Origin of the sequence: Bacillus timonensis, from assembly GCF_004799755.1 — a bacterium.
Taxonomy (GTDB): Bacteria; Bacillota; Bacilli; order Bacillales; family Bacillaceae_L; genus Ferdinandcohnia; species Ferdinandcohnia timonensis_A.
This window is the reverse complement of sequence record NZ_SLUB01000064.1, coordinates 1-19,415: the sequence shown is the minus strand read 5'-3', so window position 1 is coordinate 19,415 and position 19,415 is coordinate 1. Positions and strand designations below refer to the sequence as shown.

Genomic DNA, 19,415 nt, shown 5'->3' with positions numbered 1-19,415 from the left:
CCTCTCTTTCATCCTTACGGCTCCTTGGCCGTGCCAGTGTGAATCAGGATTGCAAAAATCAAGTGACTATTTTTTCGTTTTATAAAGAAATTCAAATAATAAAATGGATTAGATAGTAGAAACAACAAATGAGGTTAATGCTCTAAAGGTGAGTTGAAGAAGTTGATTGTCTTTGAAATGAATTCCAATTAATAATAAACATATTCCCCAAAAATATGGTTATTTTCGGGAGATGTATACATTAATTTAGATTTACCTTAACAGAAACTTTTTATTTGATTTTCGGTAATTCCCTTGATCAATTCCAGTTCTCTAATCAAAAATTTATGTGCGTTATCTAACATTTTCTTTTCGCTTGTATTAAGAGTTTTCTCTTTATTCAAACGCATTAAATCACGAACAACTTCAGCACATTCTTGTATTTTACCCGTTTTTATTTTGTTAGTGTTCACTTTATACCTTTGTTTCCACATCAGTAATCGATCTGATTCTCCATGTTGAAAAATGTGGATAATGTCCTTTAATGCATTTATGTCAGTAACAGGGCGTATATTTGAACTCAATATTTTACCCGTAGGAATCATGACTTGCATATTATCCATTAACATTTTAATGACGTAATACTGTTGTTTTTCTCCTGAGATTTCCTTTTCTTCTATGGCTTTAATGATACCTGTGCCGTGCATAGGATAAACAATGTTATCACCAATCTGAAACAAATAATCCACCTCCATATGTGGTAACCTTTCTTAACCTTAACACACATATTATTTTTAATCAAATTTTTAATAATATCATAAATTTATTTTTATTGTCAATATTTTTTTATAAAAAAATAAATATAATAGAATCGTGTCGGATTTCTACTAAAGTGAAGAGTGTATATTCTTAATCCAAATAGTGCTTAAACACAAAAAGCGACTGCCTATTTCAGCAATCGCAACTTACTTACGTACATTTGTTCATGAAGATGCTTTCGATATTTTATAATTTTTATGATTGACTATCGTTGTAATAGGTTCATCTTTTGCCTCATTGTATCCGTACTCAACAATAACAGAATTTTCTCTTACAACCGTAACAGTTCCTTCATAGCTTTCCCCATCACGCTTAAATACAATATTGTCCCCGATTTTAGCAGTTGCCATTTTTTCACCTCCGAACTTATTATTTTCAGCAAAGATAAAAAAATGCAGGAACAATTAAATACAAAGACTTAATTATTGCTTAAAGGAAAGCATCCGTTCCTTTAGGTAAAGTTTCATACTTAGTCATATTATAATGGGCAGTAGCGATTTATAATCTCCATTAGTCTTTTCGAATTCTCCGATGAGACACTTTCAGATAATCTTGCTGCAGCAATGATGGGAGCCCATTGAAATACTTCAGACCTTACAATTCCACTCTTTTCACAATAAAGTCGCAAGTACATCTCAGCTAATTCAGACGAAAATTGTGTGTATAAAAGATAGGTCCTATATATATCAGCACGAATATCTCCAGCACTCGAATCAACCCAATCGATAATTACCACTTGTTTTTCTGTCATAATCAAATTAAATAAATGAAAGTCACCATGACAAAGCCTTTCTTCGTAAGTAAACGATTCTAATTCCTTTAATAAATAACTTTTTTGCCGTTTATCTAATTCAATTACGCTCTCAATTTGACGGTATAATTTAACATACATTGGTTCGATAGCATCTGTAACAATACTATGAATATCAAGCTGCATATCGACTGAAATATTCAAGTAATGTTCCGCTTGTTCTTTATGTTTGATAAGTAAATCTCCCAATGTTTCTCCCTTAATATATTGCATTATGATTGCTTGTTTTCCGTTTATCTTAGTAACATCTAAAATCTCAGGTACAGGAAGTCCACATGAATAGGCATATTTTTGTTTATTTGCTTCATTTATAGATTCCGTATCTGGCAAAATGTCGTTAAAAACTTTTACTATTTTGTTGTCAGAAAGATAAATGTTTGCAGTATTACCTTTTGCAATTGGATTACCTAAAATCATTTGGTTATCTCCCTACATTATTAAATTTCCTGATTTGTTACTTAAATAAAAAAGTACATTAATCCTTCTCGATCAATAAAATAGTTGGGTATATACCAAAGTGGGAAAGTTTAAATAAAGCATTTATCAACTGCACCTATTACAAGGTGATTTTCCGTATAAAAAGAACAAGAATAAACGCTAGGTGGCAAGCATTTTTTTTGGGACAGCACTTGTTTTAAGATTTATTGAATCCTGTATTAAAGACTACTTGAGCAATTTGTTTTTCACCATTTTTCTCAAATATCTTATATTCCTGCATCCCCATTTTCTCAGCTACCTTTTGTGACGGAATATTTTTTACCGTAGTATACGAAAATATCTTGGGATACTTTAAAACACGGAACGCATAATCCTTACAGGCAATGGCTGCTTCTGTTGCATATCCTTTATTCCAATAGTTTTTTATAATGTGAAATCCAATCTCTGGTACTGTTTCATTTTCAATTATTTGCATGGTGATTCCACAATCTCCAATAAATTTATCGCCATCTTTTAAAATAACAGCCCATAACCCGTGATTATACCTTTTATAATTTTCAATATTCCATTTAATCCACTTCTTCACTTTGTCTTTGCTAAATGGCTCAGGATAGTATTGCATAGATTCTGGGTCAGAAAGAACCTTGGATAACTCTTCCGCATCTTCTAAGACCAATTCCTTTAAGTACAGCCTTTTCGTTTCAATTATTTTCAAGATTATCATCCCTTATTTCAATTTTTCTTATGAAAAAAGGCTGCTTCTCCTTCTTAAAGGCAAGCACCCTGTTGTCTCTGTTATCATTTTTTTGAATAGATTTTCATTTTTAATCTTTTTTGATTGCTCTTCTAACCATTTCGCTCTAGCTACTAATCCCCAAAGTCCCAATGGAATCATAACAATTACTATAACAAGGTAGATCCAATTCATTTTAGAACTCCTTTCCTTGCCTTTTAGCAACATAATTATTTGTGAATATCCCATGAAGATTTGAATTGACCATAAACAACTTAACTAAACATTCCACAAATAACGTAAAAGCCCTTTATTTAAATCCTCCTTTCCATGGATTTAAGGTATGTGTGCATCAGACTTGCTTTATATTCATCGCTTTCATTATAATGGTAATATACAAAATTATTATAATTTTTTATCTTACATCCGAATCAAGTATACTTCTAAGTCCCTTACATCATTTTTGCCTCTATGATTTACTTCTTTTGTTAGGATCTATATATCTATCATAATGGGCTACACGTCAAAATATAATAGTCCTGATGCTCTAGAATTTTCAAAGTCTACATTTCTTTCAACTCTGCCCTTCTTCTATTGTCATAATCACACGAAAATTATGATCATCCTAGTTTCTTAAAACTAGATGTATAAATTACTAAATTATCACAGAAGGAGAGATTTAAAAATGGATACTAAAGGCAATGAAAACATTGGAGGATGCCCGTTTCATGGGGGTGTTACTAGTAACAAAGCAAGTGGGAATACAAATCGAGACTGGTGGCCAAATGCGCTAAACTTGAATATTCTCCATCAACATGACCGAAAATCCAACCCTATGGATGAAGACTTTGATTACGCTGAAGAATTTAAGAAATTAGATTACGATGCTTTAAAGCAAGATCTCCGTAATCTCATGACAGACAGTCAAGACTGGTACCCTGCCGACTACGGACATTATGGTCCTATGTTTATTCGGATGTCTTGGCATGCTGCTGGTACATACCGTATTGGTGATGGTCGAGGTGGCGGTGGAACAGGTAACCAACGTTTCGCACCACTTAACAGTTGGCCTGACAATGTTCTCCTTGACAGAGCACGACGAATCCTATGGCCGATTAAGCAAAAGTATGGGAATAAGATCTCCTGGGCTGATTTACTTGTTTTAGCAGGTAATGTTGCGATCGAAGATATGGGTGGACCAACAATTGGATTTGGAGCAGGACGCCCAGACATTTGGCATCCAGAAGAGGACGTCTATTGGGGAGCTGAAACCGAATGGCTCGGTGATAACCGTTATACTGGTGATCGTGACCTAGAAAATCCGCTTGCTGCCGTACAAATGGGGCTAATTTATGTCAATCCAGAAGGTCCAAATGGAAAACCTGATCCGCTTGCAAGTGCAAAGGATATTCGTGAAACCTTTGCAAGGATGGGAATGAACGATGAAGAGACAGTTGCGCTAATCGCTGGTGGTCATACTTTCGGTAAAGCACATGGTGCTGGAGATGCATCTCAAGTAGGTCCAGAGCCAGAGGCTGCTCCTATTGAAGCACAGGGCTTAGGTTGGCAAAGTTCTTACGGTAAAGGGTATGGCCGCGACACTATCGGTAGTGGTATTGAAGGTGCTTGGACTGCTAACCCAACCCAGTGGGACAATGGCTACTTTGATCTTTTATTTGGATATGAGTGGTGGCTGACAAAGAGTCCTGCAGGTGCATGGCAATGGCTTGTGGTAGATCCAGCCGAAGAGCATCTTGCTCCAGATGTAGAAGATCCATCCATTAAAGTTCCAACGATGATGACGACTGCGGATATGGCTCTACGTCATGATCCAGAATACGAAAAAATTTCTCGTCGCTTCCACCAGAATCCAGAAGAATTTGCAGACGTATTTGCTCGTGCTTGGTTCAAGCTGCTCCACCGAGACATGGGTCCTAAGGCAAGATATCTTGGTCCAGAAGTTCCTGAAGAAGATTTCATCTGGCAAGACCCTGTCCCAGCTGGTAATTATGATTTAACGGATGCTGAAATCGCTGAGATTAAGGCTAAAATCCTAGACTCTGGTCTCACAGTCAGTACGCTTGTTACAACCGCTTGGGCATCTGCAAGTACGTACCGTGGCTCCGACCATCGTGGTGGTGCAAATGGGGCACGTATCCGTCTAGCTCCACAGAAGGATTGGGAAGTGAATCAACCAGAACAACTTGCACAGGTGCTTCAAGTATTAGAAGGTATACAAAAGGATTTGGATATTAAAATCAGTTTGGCTGACTTGATTGTATTGGGAGGAAGTGCTGCAATTGAAAAAGCTGCACAAGATGCAGGCTTTGATGTTACGGTTCCATTTGCACCAGGACGTGGCGATGCGACACTTGAACAAACAGATGTAGAAAGCTTTGATGTATTAGAGCCGGTTGCTGATGGCTTCCGCAACTATCAAAAGGAACAGTATAGTGTGAGTCCAGAAGAACTTCTCATTGATAAGGCTCAACTTCTAGGTTTAACTGCTCCTGAAATGACTGTCCTGATTGGTGGTATGCGTGTTCTAGGTACAAATTATGGTGACACACAGCACGGCGTATTCACGGATCGTGTTGGTCAACTTACAAATGATTTCTTTGTGAACCTGCTCGATATGGGAATTCAGTGGAAGCCTGCAGGAGCAAACGTTTACGAAGGTCGTGATCGCAAAACAGGTGAAGTGGTACGTACAGCCACTAGAGTAGACCTTGTTTTCGGTTCAAACTCTATCCTCCGTTCCCTCGCAGAAGTTTACGCTCAAGAGGATAACAAGGAGAAGTTTGTGCGTGACTTCATTGCAGCCTGGGTAAAGGTCATGAATGCAGATCGCTTTGACCTTAAATCGGTTGAAAACAAGAAGGCTCAACTAGCAAGTAACTAATTGGTGAGTATATAATACATCAGCAATTCAAAATAAAACATCTTCCGACTTGGAAGATGTTTTATTTTTGTTCTATTTCACTTTTTTCCTTCTCATCCATTGAGTGGCAGCCCACTTGTCGCCTACTATAACGGGTGCACCACCATGTAAGGTAAGGTCATTTAACGTTTGGTCATTATAAAAGTATTCAAAATACACGGCCATGCCCTTTTGGGGAGATACTGAAAAATGAAGCTTTGGAAAATACGTTTCCCCACCCTGCTCTACATCGCTTAAATACATGACAAGTGTACTAATTCTAGGGTTGTTGTTTGCCTTATTGGAAGAATTGAAAAAGTCAAAATGAGCCTTATATTCTTGCCCAATCTTATAATTTAGAATTTGAAGACCTTCTCCATACTCTGTTGGTATACTCATAATCTGTGAGATTCTCTTTTCAATTCTCGTAACAATGACATTTTCACTTTCGTCTAAAAATGTACTACTGCTCGTTCTCATGTTATCTTCATGGGCATTCGCAATTTTTGAACGATGCATTCGATCCTTAGACAATCTAATTAACTCATCACATTCCTCATCACTTAACACATTTCCTAAAATGACGATTAGTGGCTCTTCCAATCTAGCAATAATGTTTATTTCTCGATCATCTGTTATGATTTTATTGCCAACATGACTAAAAATAGTTGGCTCTTTAATTGGTAAATCTGTAGCATCCATTGTCAACTTTCATCAACCTCTTTAATCGTTATAATTTTAAAAACAAATGGATTGATATAAAACAGAAAGCAGTGATTTATTTGTTTTCTATGGTCCCTCCTGTTTTTCAAAATGGATGTAAACTCTTACAGAATTCTACTGAATGAATTTGCTTTTTTATTTTATACCCTAAAAGACTATTTTTCTATTATTTTTTTGAAAAAAATTACAAATAAATGAAAGACAAATAGGAGAAAGCCTAGATACAAGTAAGAACTTGAATCTAGGCTTTCTCATCTGGGACAGTGAACCTGTCCCTCTGTCCCAGTTAATTCGTAACATTCATGCTAGAGGGTAAAATGATATCGTGCAATTTTTCAATTAGGTCTAGCTGGAGGAATCCATTTCCCTCAGCACTTTTCCTATTACCCAGTGGTACTGTTCGTCTTACGAGTTGGGCATAGACCTCTGCTTCACTAAGCGTTCGTTCAAACTCTTTTTCACTTACATTGATCAGTAAAGCGATAGCACCCGCTACATGTGGAGCTGCCATCGAAGTTCCTGTTAGTTGTGCATATTTATTATCTGGGTATGTTGAAACTACATCAACACCAGGAGCAACAAGATCGATTTCTGTATTGGTGTTGGAAAATGGTGCAAGTTCTAAATCAATGTTCACCGCTCCAACCGAAATCACTTCGTTATATGCGCCAGGGTAGGCATACTCAAATGTTTCCTCCTTGGAATCCCCTTCATTCCCCGCCGCAACGACTACGGATACATTTTGATTAACCGCCTGTTGAATCGCCTTATGCAACTCAGGTACATCTTCGGGACCCCCTAGTGACATGGAAATCACACGAACTCTTTCGTTGTTCGGACCTTGCCATTGCACTGCATAGTGAATGGCGTCAATGATCCAGTCATAATTTCCGGCCCCCTGCCCCGTTAACGCTTTTAAACTTAATAGTTGAGCCTTCGGTGCAATACCGACAACTCCTTCATTATTTAGACTAGCCGCGATTGTACCAGATACGTGGGTACCATGTCCGTTATTGTCTTCAAATATGTCTGGGTCTCCCTGATAATCCGTCGTAAAATTCCGACCCGCTATAATTCGATCTTTTAAATCCGGATGAGACGAGTCAATCCCGGTGTCAATGACTGCAATGACAATGCCTTCACCTTGACTGCTTTCATCCCATATTGAAGGTGCCTTTACCAACTGGATTCCCTCTGGTGTTTCATTTGTTTGATCCACAACTGACTGAATGGTAAACGGTAATAATTTGACTTGATTTTTCACGATGGTTTTCCTCCTTCAAATCAATTTTCAAAACTAATTACCTTCATTCCCCTCTGTCCAATCTAGGTGTGGTTGGCAACCTTCATCTGTTCAGGAAGGTTTGTTTCATTTTATCAAGGCTCCATATTTTTAACAAGCGAATAAACTGAAAATTTTAAAAATGAACACTTTGTCCCAATTATGAAAAGCAGACTATTTTCTTATTAATTGGTTTGCATTTTGGGGATAGTAAAAAAATGGAGGGTGAATGACATGGAGACTTTTACTCATTATAAAATTAATGAAACAGAACAAGGATTAGAAGTAGTCTTATATCTAAATGAAAACAGAACAGAATTCTCTGCAGAATTAGGGACGATCCCCAACATACAGGAGTCAAGTATAAAAAATGAAGCAGTTAGCTTTATCAAAAAAAAGCTTCCCTCATTAAAAATTAATACCGTGAAGGTGATGGCTGGAGGAATCTTGTTATCCATTCTAGGCATTGGTGCACTACCTGCAGATAAAGCTGCTGCAGCAAAAAAGACAAGTACACCTTCACATTCTGCCTCTTTATCCTATACGGTTACAGCTGGTGATACATTATACAGCATTGCACAACTGTATGGCACAACAGTGAATGCTATTAAGGAGGCCAATCATTTAACTTCGGATCTTTTACAGGTTGGACAGACGTTAACGATTCCTTCTGACGGTACGTCTATAACAATCCCAACTGACAATACTTATCAAGTTGTTTCGGGAGATACGTTATATAGTATTGCGCAGCGTCATGGCACTTCAGTGGATGGTATAAAGAAGGCCAATCAACTGTCTTCCGATGTATTAAGTATTGGACAGACTTTGACGATTCCTTCTGGTAATACATCATCTCCTGCTCAAACGACAACAACCTATCAAGTTGTTTCGGGGGATACATTATACAGTATCGCGCAGCGTCATGGCACAACAGTTGATATCATCAAAAAAACTAATAACCTAACATCAAATCTATTAGGTATTGGACAGACATTGACGCTCCCTTCTGGCGGTACGGCCACCCCAGCTCCAACTGCTGAGGCTACTTATCAAGTTGTTCCTGGAGATACGTTATACAGTATCGCGACTCGAAATGGAACGTCAGTTGATGCAATTAAGAGAGCAAATAATTTATCAACAAATTTATTAGAGGTCGGTCAGGAGTTAGCGATTCCTTCTGGCAGTTCGAAAGCACCCGCTAAAAAACCGATTACGACAGAACAACGCTCAGCATATAACCAAGAAGAGGTCGAGTGGTTGGCAAAAATGATCTATAGTGAAGCAAGAGGTGAATCACTTGAAGGACAAATTGCCGTTGGTGCAGTTATCATGAATCGGGTAAAAAGCCCTTTATTCCCCAATACTGTAAAAGATGTCTTGTTTGAAAAAAGCAATGGATATTATCAATTTACACCAGCAGAAACCGGTGTGATAAATACCGCAACTCCTAATTCACAACATATGGAAGCAGCGAAACGGGCTATTAGTGGAGAAGACCCAACAAATGGAGCCTTATTTTTTTACAATCCTGATAAAACAACCAGCTCCTATCTTAGAAGCCGTACTGTTTCAAAAACGATTGGAAACCATGTGTTTGCTTTTTAAATTTTATGGGAGGATAAGGAATATGTCTAAAAACAAGAATGACTCTCAAAATAAGATTACGTATAGTATCTGGGACACAAATACCGAAAAAAATCATACAATACTTACTTCTAAGTCTTCTGAAACAGCAAAGAAAAAAAGAAAAATGGAAGAGTAGACATGATACAAAGAACAATTTAAAGAAGGGATGAATGACATTGAACTTTAAAAGCAAATTACAGGAAGCCCAAGATATTATTCATAATGCACACCATCATTTAAAACAAGTTAATTCGAATAGTATTGAATCTGAGGCATGTCATTTTGCTCAAAGTGAACTAGAAAAAGCGCAACAAATTATACAACAGGTTCAACAACAAATACATAATTAGTTTTTTACTATCAAAATGGCTGATACATCCAGCCATTTTTTTAGTTTTGTGAATATGTATCACTTTTCCACAACTATCTCTAGGAGTTTTTTAACAGAAATACCTTTCTTATAACAAAAAGGTATATTTTACATGAATCAAATGCATTTTACGAATGACGAAAATTGCGTTATAGTTAAAATGTCATATTAATGTCATATATATCGTTTAATGGACAAACATTAAAATACCCGTTACCACTACAAACTCTGGAAATTGGGATACACTTTAATGCCTTTCCTTTAAATGTGAATATGTGAACATTTTTCAAGATCTAACAGCATTTATATATCAAAATAATGCTTAGTAGAAATTCAACGATGAAGGAGAATTGAAAATGTCAGAAGTATTGACTCAAGAAAAAGAGGCTACAGGCACAGAGAAAGCAGAATTACTCGATCAATTATTAAAACCTGAAGTTCAAGAATCGCTCACCGCTTTAGTCGAGCAACTACCAAAATTAACAGAGGCTGTAAATCTCTTAACAAAAACGTATGATTTAGCTCAATTAGTGGCGACGGACGATGTCCTAAAAAATGATACAGTTAGTGCTATCAAGGAAATTTCTCAACCTGTTATCGGATCAGTTAAAAACATTGCAGCAACAGCTATCGAAGCTAAAGACCGTGCAGAAGCTTCAAATGAAGTGATCGGTCTATTTGGTGTTTTAAAATTATTGAAAGATCCAGAAGCACAAAAAATGTTACGCTTTGTTAGCGCATTTTTAGAAGTACAAGCTGAACGTAAAGCTTAATCATAAGGACCCTTTTATTACTTAGTAAGGACGGAGGATAAATCATGTCAAAAAAAATCGTCATTTTAGGTGCAGGTTATGGTGGATTATTAACTGCTCTAACATTACGTAAATATGCAACTAAAGAAGAAGCGCAAATTACAGTGGTGAATAAATACCCTACTCACCAACTCATTACAGAATTACACCGCCTTGCGGGAGGAACAACAACCGAACAAGCAATCTCTTTCCCGTTAACAAAACTGTTCAAAAATAAAGATGTAAACGTGGTAATAAGCGAAGTGACCTCTTTCTCAGTAGACAATAAAGAAGTTCACCTAGCGGATGGTTCTGTGTTGGATTACGACAACCTAGTCGTTGCACTTGGTAGCCAAACTGGTTACTTTGGAATCCCAGGTCTTGAGGAAAACAGTTTTGTATTAAAATCAGTTGAAGATGCAAACCGCATTTACCAGCACATCGAAAGTAAAATTGCTGCATATGCACAATCTAAGAATCTAGCAGATGCAACAATTGTTATTGGTGGTGGTGGTTTAACAGGTGTTGAACTAGTTGGTGAAATCGTAGACCACTTCCCTGAAGTAGCTAGAAAATATGGTGTTGACTTTAACGACCTAGACATCAAATTAGTTGAAGCAGGTCCTAAAATCTTACCAGTACTTCCTGATAACTTGATTGAGCGTGCGACTGAAAGTTTAGCCAAACGTGGCGTTGATTTCTTAACTGGTCTACCTGTTACAGGCGTTGAAGGAAATAAAATTTCTCTTAAAGACGGTTCTACCATCGAAGCGAACACTTTTGTCTGGACTGGTGGAGTTGCAGCTCTTCCAATCGTTCAAGAATCTGGTCTAGAATGTGATCGTGGTAAAGCTGTCATTGACGAATATTTACGTTCTAAATCACATCCAGAAGTATTTGTGGTTGGTGACGCGTCTGTATCCCTTCCTGCAGATGGAGGTCGCCCATTATATGCGCCTACTGCTCAAAATGCATGGCAAATGGGTGAAACTTGTGGCTATAACCTATTTGCTATTCTTAAAGGTCAAAAGCTTGAAGAATTTAACCCAATCAACTCTGGTACGCTTGCTAGTCTTGGTCGTAAAGACGGTGTAGCATCTGTTGGTGGAAACAATATTCCTTTAAAAGGTCTTCCAGCAACATTAATGAAAGAAGCAAGTCATGTTCGTTACTTATCTCATATCAAAGCCCTTTACGGCTTAGCATATTAAGATTAAGTGAATAACCTTAGAAAGCCAATTTTCCTATTTGTGAAAATTGGCTTTTTTTAATGGTTTTTTATTCTATTTCCTCTTGTCAGACTAATAAGTTTCTCTATCAACCTTTTTGAAAACTTCCGTAAAAAAAAGTACATTATTTCACATTTTGTAAAACCATATGTAGAATGAAGGTAGTCTTGATCAAAGACAAATCAAATTTATTTTAGGCGGCAAAAAAACGGTACTAAATATAAACCAGAACAATTGCTTCCTACTCACCTTACTTAAATATGAATTGTTTTTAGTTTAATACCCTTTGTTTCGTCTAAAATAAAACCATCTCAACTAAAGGAGCGAAAAACATGCAAACCATCGCAGGAAAAGTAGCATTAATTACAGGAGCAGGCCGTGGTATTGGACGAGCAACAGCAATCGCTTTTGCACAAGAAGGTATTCACGTAGGCCTTGTAGGTCGTACGCTTGAAAACGTACAAAAAGTAGCAGAAGAACTTAAACAATATGATGTGAAGGTAGCATTCGCTGCTGCAAATGTAGCGGATTTAGATTCTATTAGCCAAGCAGTTGAATCCATTCGTAGAGAACTTGGTGCTATCGATATTTTAGTAAACAATGCCGGCATTTCAAAATTTGGTAACTTCATGGACTTAACCCCTGAAGAATGGACCAATATCATCGATGTCAATGTAAAAGGTGTGTACTACACAACCCGTGCGGTTTTACCAGAAATGGTAGAACGCAACACAGGAGACATCATTAATATTTCATCAACAGCTGGTCAAAAAGGGGCACCTGTTACAAGTGCTTACTCGGCTTCAAAGGCTGCTGTTATCGGCCTAAGTGAGTCCTTAATGCTTGAGGTTCGCAAGAAAAATATTCGTGTAACGACGTTAACACCAAGTACGGTTGCTACCGATATGGCGGTTGAGCTGAACTTAACAGACGGCAATCCAGAAAAAGTGATGCAGCCTGAAGATTTGGCAGAATTAATGGTTGCCCAGCTGAAACTTCATTCACGTGTTGTATTAAAACACGCAGGACTTTGGTCGACAAATCCTTAATCATTCCATCAAAAAACCTAAACGCAAAATTGCGTTTAGGTTTTGTCATTCTGGGACAGTGAACCTGTCCCTCTGTCCCATATTTTATATGTGTCTCTTCCCGCTTCTTTTGCTTCATATAGAGCAAGGTCAGCCGTTTTCAATATGGAGGAAATGGAAGTTTCATCTTTAGATACGATTCCAATCCCGATGCTTGTTGTTAAATGGCATGTTTTATCACCAATGGACCAAGGTTCGTGTATAGCCTTCTGTATATTTTCAACAATATCCCCTATATCTTCTCCTTGGATATCAGGTAAGACAATGACAAATTCATCTCCACCTAATCGTGCGATAAAATCGATATTCCGGAGATTTTTTCTGATTCTATTCCCGAATTCAATGATGACAGCATCTCCGGCATCATGTCCCATTTCATCATTTATTGATTTAAAATGATCGAGGTCCATCATTCCAACGACAAGACCATTTATTTTGTCATTCACGTAATCATCTACGGATTTTTTCAAGAATTCTTTTAAATACCTTCGATTCGGTAAATTCGTCATTGAATCATGGAATGCAAGGTGCTGCAGTTCAGATTCATAATCCATTTGTGATTGGATATCACTTGATACGCAAACCATATAAACGAATTCATTCTCTTCATTAAAGACAGGCGTTGCTTTCAAATCAAACCACATCCACCCGTTAACCGCATGTTTTTTTCTTATATGAATTCTTCCAAAGTTGTCCTTTTGAATCGCATGTAAAATCGTTTCCTCTAAAAGTGATTTATCATCAGGATGAATGTTATAAGTAAAATGCTTACCAATTAATTCCTCTTGCTCATAGCCTAATAGATGTTTATGAGATGGTGAAGCATCTACGATGAAACCGTGTATATTCAGGATTGTGATCAAGTCCTGTGATTTTTCAGTAATAATTTTAAGACGTTGTTTTGTATCCATATATTTTCGTGTGATGTGGATGAGGTTTGTGATATCCTTCATCATCGAAAAAATCCCAACCACTTGATTATTTACTATAATCGGGGTGAATTTTACAACAAGCTCGATTTGTTCTCCCGTTTTCTTGTTCATTATTAATGAAAAATCTAATGGTTCTCCTTCTATAGCTTTCTTAAAGTTCTCTTCTAATAACTCAACATTTTTCCGATCGAATAAAGCAGATAAATCAGAATATGCAATCTCGTCCATGCTATAGCCTGTTAAAGCTTCAACCTTATCATTACCTTCAATAATTTCACCATCTATATTAAATGTGATGATTGCATCCGAATTATTCTTGTAAAGCGAACTGTACTTCTGATTGCTCTCATTTACCTTTTTCCAATATTCCCGCAGTTCGAATTCTCCCCATTTTTTCTCTGTAATATCATGAACAAGTGCAATGACATGTGTACATTGATGAGTATCCTTATCTAATAATGGTGTTAACGTCGTTTCGGAAAAATACTTTTCTCCAAGCAGCGAGTTATATGAATCTTCATATTTGATACTTTCTGTTTGAGAAATAGCGAGCCTATATTGTTCATTTAGGAAATCTGCTCTTTCTTTCGGATAAACTTCATTGATGGATTTACCGATTATTTCTTCAGAAAATCCTGTTCTCTCCATCGCTGTCTGGTTTAGAAATTCATAATAAAACTCTGAATTATCCCCGACTTTTACAATAAATACTTGTTCTTTAATGCCTTCCATTAGTACTCGATTGAAAAGTTGATTTAGTAGTTCCTGCATTCGTCATCTCCATTTTGTTGGTATCGTTTTTTCATTTTGGTTACTTCGCTATAGTTAGCGCCTTTGTATTTTTGATAGATAGCTACTAGGATTTTCGTCAATAAAATCGCCATCATTAAAGAGTGGATTTTGCTTCATTTGTAAAGTGATTTTATTTAATACAGAAGCCAATTCATCACGATCAGATTCTTCCATATGAAACTCTACACCATATTCAAATATGTCTTGTTCTTTCTCTTCATACCGAACGATCGTCCCATTTAAAATAATGTCCTTACCCAAAAGGGTGGTCTTAAAGTTATACAAAATATCGGTATGTGGCTTAAGCTTCAAATGGCTTACAAAACGTAACCCTCCCAATCCAATATCTAAAACCATCACATCCGTTGCACCAAGCGTAACAGCTTTTCCGTTAAAAGATACGATTGTCATTTCGGTATGCAACGGAAAAAATGGAAAACTTACTCGATAATATTTACGACGATTCATTGGAGCTTTGGACTTACAGATTGCTGGCTTAATCTGATTCATTTTAAAAAGTTCCGTCATCCTTCTCGCGGAAACAGCTTTGCTAAAATAGTAGCCCTGGATCAAGTCACATCCCAATGATTGCAGGACACTAAATTGTTCCTCGTTTTCTACCCCTTCTGCAACGACCGTTTTATTTAGCCCCTTTGTAAGCTCAATAATCGATTTTACAATGATTTTATCCTCTACATTTTTATGAATATGTTGAATAAAGGAGCGATCGATTTTAATGATATCAGAAGGCAGTTTCTTCAAATAATGGATGGATGAATATCCCGTGCCAAAGTCGTCTAATGATAAGGTAATACCCAGCGCTTTTATTTGCTCAATTTGATCCTGAACGACACTTGTTTCTTGTAACAACGTACCTTCTGTGAGCTCAATTTCAAGATGCTTTGGATTGATTTGATACCTATTAATTGTCGTTTTTAACGTACGAATTAATGAGCTTTTTAAAAAGTCCTTAGCTGATAAATTAAAGGAAACCGTGTTAAATTGAATGCCTCGCTCTTCCCATTGACCAACTTGCTTACATACCGAATCGATGACAAACTCTGAGATTTCACGGTGAAAATTACTTTCTTCGGCAATCGTGATAAATTCCATTGGTGAAACTTCTCCCCATAGTGGGTGTTTCCAGCGGATAAGTGCCTCTGCACTCGTTGCTTTTTGCGACTTAACATCCACTTTTGGTTGGTATTCAATATACAATTCATCATTTTTAATCGCACTCTGTAAATCTGTCTCTAATTGAAAGGTTTTAAAAGATTCAATATTCATATTCGCAGCATATAATTGATAGTTTGCTGCACCGTGCTTTTTTGCTCGTTTTAATGCGGTGTTTGCATTTTTTATGAGTTCAACCTTATTTTCTCCGTCCTCCGGATAAATACTAATTCCAATACTAGCCGTGATTCGAATCGAATAATCTTGAATTTGGAGAGGGGCTTGAATAATATCAATAATCTCTTTCGCATGACTCATATACTCTTCATTCTTCATTGAGCATTCTACAACCGCGTACCATTCATCCCCTTGTGAACGGAAAAGGAAAACTCCTTTATTTAAGTATTTTTCTAGTTTAATAGATAATTGCTTAAAAGCTTCATCCGCTATTTTAAATCCTAAGGTATTATTAATCCGGCTAAACCCATCTAAATTCACACAAAACAAGGCAAATCTTTCTGTTTTAGTTTTGTATCTGTCAATGACCTCTTGTATATGCTGCCTTCCATTTAAAAAGTTTGGCAGATTCGTCAGTTCATCGTGAGTGGTGATAAAATGTATTTTCTGTTCAAGCTGCAATGCGTTGGTGCAATCTTCTATTACTCCAACAACTTTTCCGATATTCCCTATCTCATCTTCAACGGCAACTGTGGTTTCATTAATCCATTTCACGGAACCATTTGGGGTTACAATGCGATACGTATGCGAATTTTTGCCTTCATTGGTTAATCTCGCGTAAATTGCAGAAAAATCGATGGTTTCCCCTTTATACCACAGTGATTTCCAATAGTCGATTGTTAATTTTTCTTTGGAAATTTCCAAAATTTCTTCTACTTTCCTAGAAACATAGGTTATTTCTTTATTTTTAAGATTAATCGTAAATAGAGCCAAACCTAAGTGGTTTGAAATTACTTGATAATAATCGAGCTTATCATTTTCTTTAAATGTCGTTGCGATGTTTTCTACAAATGTTTCCATACTGCTTGCTGAAAGACTTTCAATATAAGCATCAATACCCTTTTTTTCTTTTAAATCAACATCCTGTTGTTTTTTTCGCAGTCGATCTAATAATTTCATTCTTTCCACCCCCAGGAATCTAGATTTTTTTTCATATTAGGTTTCATTTAAAATTCAATTAAAATAAAAAAGAAACTCCACCGAAAAACGGGAGTTTCCTTTTCTCTCCAACATTTCGGTAACCCGACTACCATAGCGTGATTGATTGCTTTAGGCTCGTGGCTTTGCGTCCCTATCTTTTGATAAGTTTGCCTTTATCGATGTAATACTTATTCACTATATGTATTACTTTAGCACTACATTATAATAGTAGAAAAAGCATATTCATTCAACAGCTTTTGACAAAATACCATTAAAATGCAAAATCACTCTCTATCCTCCTTAGAATATCCCAAATAATTCCCAGTATCTGTGTCTTTTCTCACAGTTTTTCGATAATTTATGAAAAAGTCTTGAATGTAAATATTGGTTAAATCAACACGCCCGTTACTTCAAGTGGCGTTAATGCTTTTGTGTGATTTACAAATATAAACGCATCATAACGTTCGGAGATGACCGACGGAACATAGTTCCCATAATGTTCATATTGTGGATGATAGACAACACCAATCGCGCGATGACCAATTGAGTTCGCAAATAAATGTCTGTTTTTATCCGTAAAAAGTAGGAGTTTATCGTAATTTCCCGCTTTATATAGTAGATCTTCCCAACTTCCTGTAGTTGCGGGAGGTGTATTCATTTTTTCAAAGTTTTCACCCCACTCAGCAGCCGCAATCACCGTACCATGATGTGTGCCAAAACCTACAATATACACGTTTTCAGAACCGACCTGCTCCCTTAAGAGTTGTCCGACATTTACAAGTCCTTCATTCGCCATATCGGTTGCACGTGCATCCCCGACATGTGTGTTGTGTTCCCAGATGATTCCTTTGGAGTGATGGTGATAAAAGGAATCTATTTTGTGGATGACCTCAACCATGTGACGGTCTCTGATATTCCATGATTCATTATCATTCGTTATCATTGTTGTATAATAGTTTTCAGCATTAGCTGTGATCAGTGCGTTTACCTCTACGTTTAAACTACTTTCTTCTGAATCATGATAAGTATGTTTGTTTGCACTTACTTCCGTTAGAAGTTTGGTGACTTCTTCATGACAGCCTTCTGAATAAAACGCAGATGATAATGCATACTTTTCTGCTTCACGATTAAAGGGTTCAAAACATGCGAACGCCTTTCTCGCGACTTCAAGATCCGGGGAGTTTCGTTTTTCTAAATACTTTAGAATTTCATCCATGGATTCCCACAAACTATAGATGTCGATTCCATAAAAGCCAACCTTTTTTTCACTTGGTTTTCCTTGATTATATTCTTTTAACCATTCAATTAAATCAATGATTTCCTCATTTGCCCACATCCACGTTGGCCAACGTTTGAATGTCATGAGGACATCGCGAGCATTATTGTATTTAGTTGAATACCCTTTTATATAGCGATTGACCTCTTGGCATGCTGGCCAATCACCCTCCACAGCGATAAAAGTAAAATCTTTTTCAACGATTAATTTTTTTGTAAGTTCCTTACGAATTTGGTAGAACTCAGACGTACCATGTGAGGATTCCCCCAACAAAATATATTTCTCATTTTTTATAGAAGTAACAAGTTGTTCAAGATCGTCTTTAGCATTTCTAATTGGAATCGAATGTTGTTGTATCGCTTGTATCATTTTTTCAACCATATGAACCCCTCAGTTTTTGTATTCTGCATTATACGAATTCTCTCCCGAATGAACAGAAAGAAGAGTATCCGCATATCCAACCAATCGGTTTACAAGCTCATCAGCAATGGCATAAACAAGGTGATGACGTGATGAATGATGTAAAGCAGGGTCATCAAATATGATGGTGGTATTTATGAAGATTTCCTTTGTATCAAATAAATTATAGTGAACAATCACCTTACCAGCCGCACCACCGGTAATCGGATCTTGATAGCTCGGCAAAAAAACATACCATTCCTCTGCAGAAGGAGATCGAAAATTTTTGGTAAAGGTCAAACCTTTCAATTCTTCCTCTATTTGTTTCCTCATGTGAGGATCCATAACGTCAACAATCTTTTTTTCCATAATGAATTTTACTCCGCTGGATTAGCATCAACAGCTATCTCATACGCATCTAGTACCATGTCACGTTCGGATGAATCGTTAATTCCTGTTAAAAACTGACCATCCTCCGTATTCTCCACTTGCATGACAAATGTGTTGCTTTGATCCTGTTCAGAGCGTAACAATGCATATGTTTTGTCCTTCATATCAAACAAGGCTTCAATAGAAAATTCTTTTTCCTCCCCATTCTCATCCAAAACAACAATTTTATCCCGATATACATCCTTATTCATGAACACACCTCCTGAAATTTGCATTCATATCTTTTCCTAAACGATAGAAATTAGTTGAAAAACTTAATTTTATGGTTGATGACAATGTATTTTGATTAGTGGTAAAGAATTAAACAATAAGAAATGAATTGAAAGAGGCTCTTCTTTAATGCAATAACTGAAAGTCAAGATAGAGTATTAAAACAAAAATAATTAATATTACACCAAAAAATGATATGATATGAATATAATATTC

Annotated in this window: 19 protein-coding genes and 1 riboswitch; of the genes, 7 read left to right on the top strand and 12 right to left on the bottom strand. The window is 36.7% G+C overall.

The genetic code is table 11. The features are described from left to right. Positions 1-257: 257 nt before the first annotated feature. The 5 genes from E1I69_RS21215 to E1I69_RS24630 form a co-directional block, all read right to left on the bottom strand. Positions 258-719, bottom strand: a complete 462-nt coding sequence (locus E1I69_RS21215) for a CarD family transcriptional regulator (RefSeq protein WP_207308597.1) — start codon at positions 717-719, stop codon at positions 258-260. Positions 720-962: 243 nt separating this feature from the next. Further along, positions 963-1,148 (bottom strand): DUF2187 family protein, encoded by a 186-nt coding sequence (locus E1I69_RS21210; RefSeq protein WP_136381536.1) that lies wholly within the window; start codon positions 1,146-1,148, stop codon positions 963-965. 128 nt (positions 1,149-1,276) lie between these two features. Next, positions 1,277-2,026, bottom strand: coding sequence for an aminoglycoside phosphotransferase family protein (locus tag E1I69_RS21205; protein WP_136381535.1), 750 nt, complete (start codon positions 2,024-2,026; stop codon positions 1,277-1,279). A 217-nt stretch (positions 2,027-2,243) separates the two neighbouring features. After that, positions 2,244-2,771, bottom strand: coding sequence for a GNAT family N-acetyltransferase (locus tag E1I69_RS21200; RefSeq protein WP_242634666.1), 528 nt, complete (start codon positions 2,769-2,771; stop codon positions 2,244-2,246). Between the two features lie 18 nt (positions 2,772-2,789). Beyond that, complete coding sequence (locus tag E1I69_RS24630; RefSeq protein WP_136381533.1) at positions 2,790-2,975, bottom strand: hypothetical protein; 186 nt, start codon at positions 2,973-2,975, stop codon at positions 2,790-2,792. A gap of 490 nt (positions 2,976-3,465) precedes the next feature. Here E1I69_RS24630 and katG point away from each other — a divergent pair, with 490 nt between their 5' ends. Then, positions 3,466-5,682 carry a catalase/peroxidase HPI gene (katG, locus tag E1I69_RS21190; RefSeq protein ID WP_136381532.1) on the top strand — a complete coding sequence of 739 codons (2,217 nt, stop codon included), beginning with the start codon at positions 3,466-3,468 and terminating at the stop codon, positions 5,680-5,682. 72 nt (positions 5,683-5,754) lie between these two features. Here the strand turns inward: katG and E1I69_RS21185 are convergent, their stop codons facing one another. Next, complete coding sequence (locus tag E1I69_RS21185) at positions 5,755-6,402, bottom strand: 2OG-Fe(II) oxygenase (RefSeq protein WP_136381531.1); 648 nt, start codon at positions 6,400-6,402, stop codon at positions 5,755-5,757. A 307-nt stretch (positions 6,403-6,709) separates the two neighbouring features. After that, on the bottom strand, positions 6,710-7,687 hold the full coding sequence (locus tag E1I69_RS21180; protein ID WP_136381530.1) for a S8 family peptidase: 978 nt from the start codon (positions 7,685-7,687) through the stop codon (positions 6,710-6,712). 252 nt (positions 7,688-7,939) lie between these two features. Between E1I69_RS21180 and E1I69_RS21175 the strand changes: the two genes are divergently transcribed. The 6 genes from E1I69_RS21175 to E1I69_RS21160 all read left to right on the top strand — a co-directional run bounded on the left by E1I69_RS21175 (position 7,940) and on the right by E1I69_RS21160 (position 12,770). Continuing rightward, on the top strand, positions 7,940-9,310 hold the full coding sequence (locus E1I69_RS21175) for a LysM peptidoglycan-binding domain-containing protein (protein WP_136381529.1): 1,371 nt from the start codon (positions 7,940-7,942) through the stop codon (positions 9,308-9,310). A gap of 22 nt (positions 9,311-9,332) precedes the next feature. Then, a complete protein-coding gene (locus E1I69_RS25345; protein WP_278186183.1) occupies positions 9,333-9,467 on the top strand; it encodes a hypothetical protein in 135 nt (44 codons plus the stop codon). Positions 9,468-9,507: 40 nt separating this feature from the next. Beyond that, positions 9,508-9,681 (top strand): hypothetical protein, encoded by a 174-nt coding sequence (locus E1I69_RS24755; protein WP_165439181.1) that lies wholly within the window; start codon positions 9,508-9,510, stop codon positions 9,679-9,681. Positions 9,682-10,057: 376 nt separating this feature from the next. Then, the gene (locus E1I69_RS21170; RefSeq protein ID WP_136381528.1) at positions 10,058-10,474 is read left to right on the top strand and encodes a DUF1641 domain-containing protein; all 417 of its coding nucleotides are present in this window, start codon (positions 10,058-10,060) and stop codon (positions 10,472-10,474) included. Positions 10,475-10,518: 44 nt separating this feature from the next. Beyond that, entirely contained in the window at positions 10,519-11,703 is a 1,185-nt protein-coding gene (locus E1I69_RS21165; RefSeq protein WP_136381527.1) for an NAD(P)/FAD-dependent oxidoreductase, read from the top strand. A gap of 350 nt (positions 11,704-12,053) precedes the next feature. Next, positions 12,054-12,770, top strand: a complete 717-nt coding sequence (locus E1I69_RS21160) for a 3-ketoacyl-ACP reductase (RefSeq protein WP_136381526.1) — start codon at positions 12,054-12,056, stop codon at positions 12,768-12,770. Between the two features lie 35 nt (positions 12,771-12,805). Here the strand turns inward: E1I69_RS21160 and E1I69_RS21155 are convergent, their stop codons facing one another. The 5 genes from E1I69_RS21155 to E1I69_RS21135 all read right to left on the bottom strand — a co-directional run bounded on the left by E1I69_RS21155 (position 12,806) and on the right by E1I69_RS21135 (position 19,180). Beyond that, a complete protein-coding gene (locus E1I69_RS21155; protein WP_136381525.1) occupies positions 12,806-14,512 on the bottom strand; it encodes a sensor domain-containing diguanylate cyclase in 1,707 nt (568 codons plus the stop codon). A 54-nt stretch (positions 14,513-14,566) separates the two neighbouring features. Continuing rightward, positions 14,567-16,843, bottom strand: a complete 2,277-nt coding sequence (locus E1I69_RS21150; protein ID WP_136381524.1) for an EAL domain-containing protein — start codon at positions 16,841-16,843, stop codon at positions 14,567-14,569. A gap of 114 nt (positions 16,844-16,957) precedes the next feature. Further along, positions 16,958-17,046: riboswitch (cyclic di-GMP riboswitch) on the bottom strand. A gap of 206 nt (positions 17,047-17,252) precedes the next feature. After that, complete coding sequence (locus E1I69_RS21145) at positions 17,253-18,521, bottom strand: erythromycin esterase family protein (protein WP_136381523.1); 1,269 nt, start codon at positions 18,519-18,521, stop codon at positions 17,253-17,255. Positions 18,522-18,530: 9 nt separating this feature from the next. Further along, positions 18,531-18,908 carry a hypothetical protein gene (locus E1I69_RS21140; RefSeq protein WP_136381522.1) on the bottom strand — a complete coding sequence of 126 codons (378 nt, stop codon included), beginning with the start codon at positions 18,906-18,908 and terminating at the stop codon, positions 18,531-18,533. An 8-nt stretch (positions 18,909-18,916) separates the two neighbouring features. Next, entirely contained in the window at positions 18,917-19,180 is a 264-nt protein-coding gene (locus tag E1I69_RS21135) for a DUF1292 domain-containing protein (protein WP_136381521.1), read from the bottom strand. Positions 19,181-19,415: the final 235 nt, after the last annotated feature.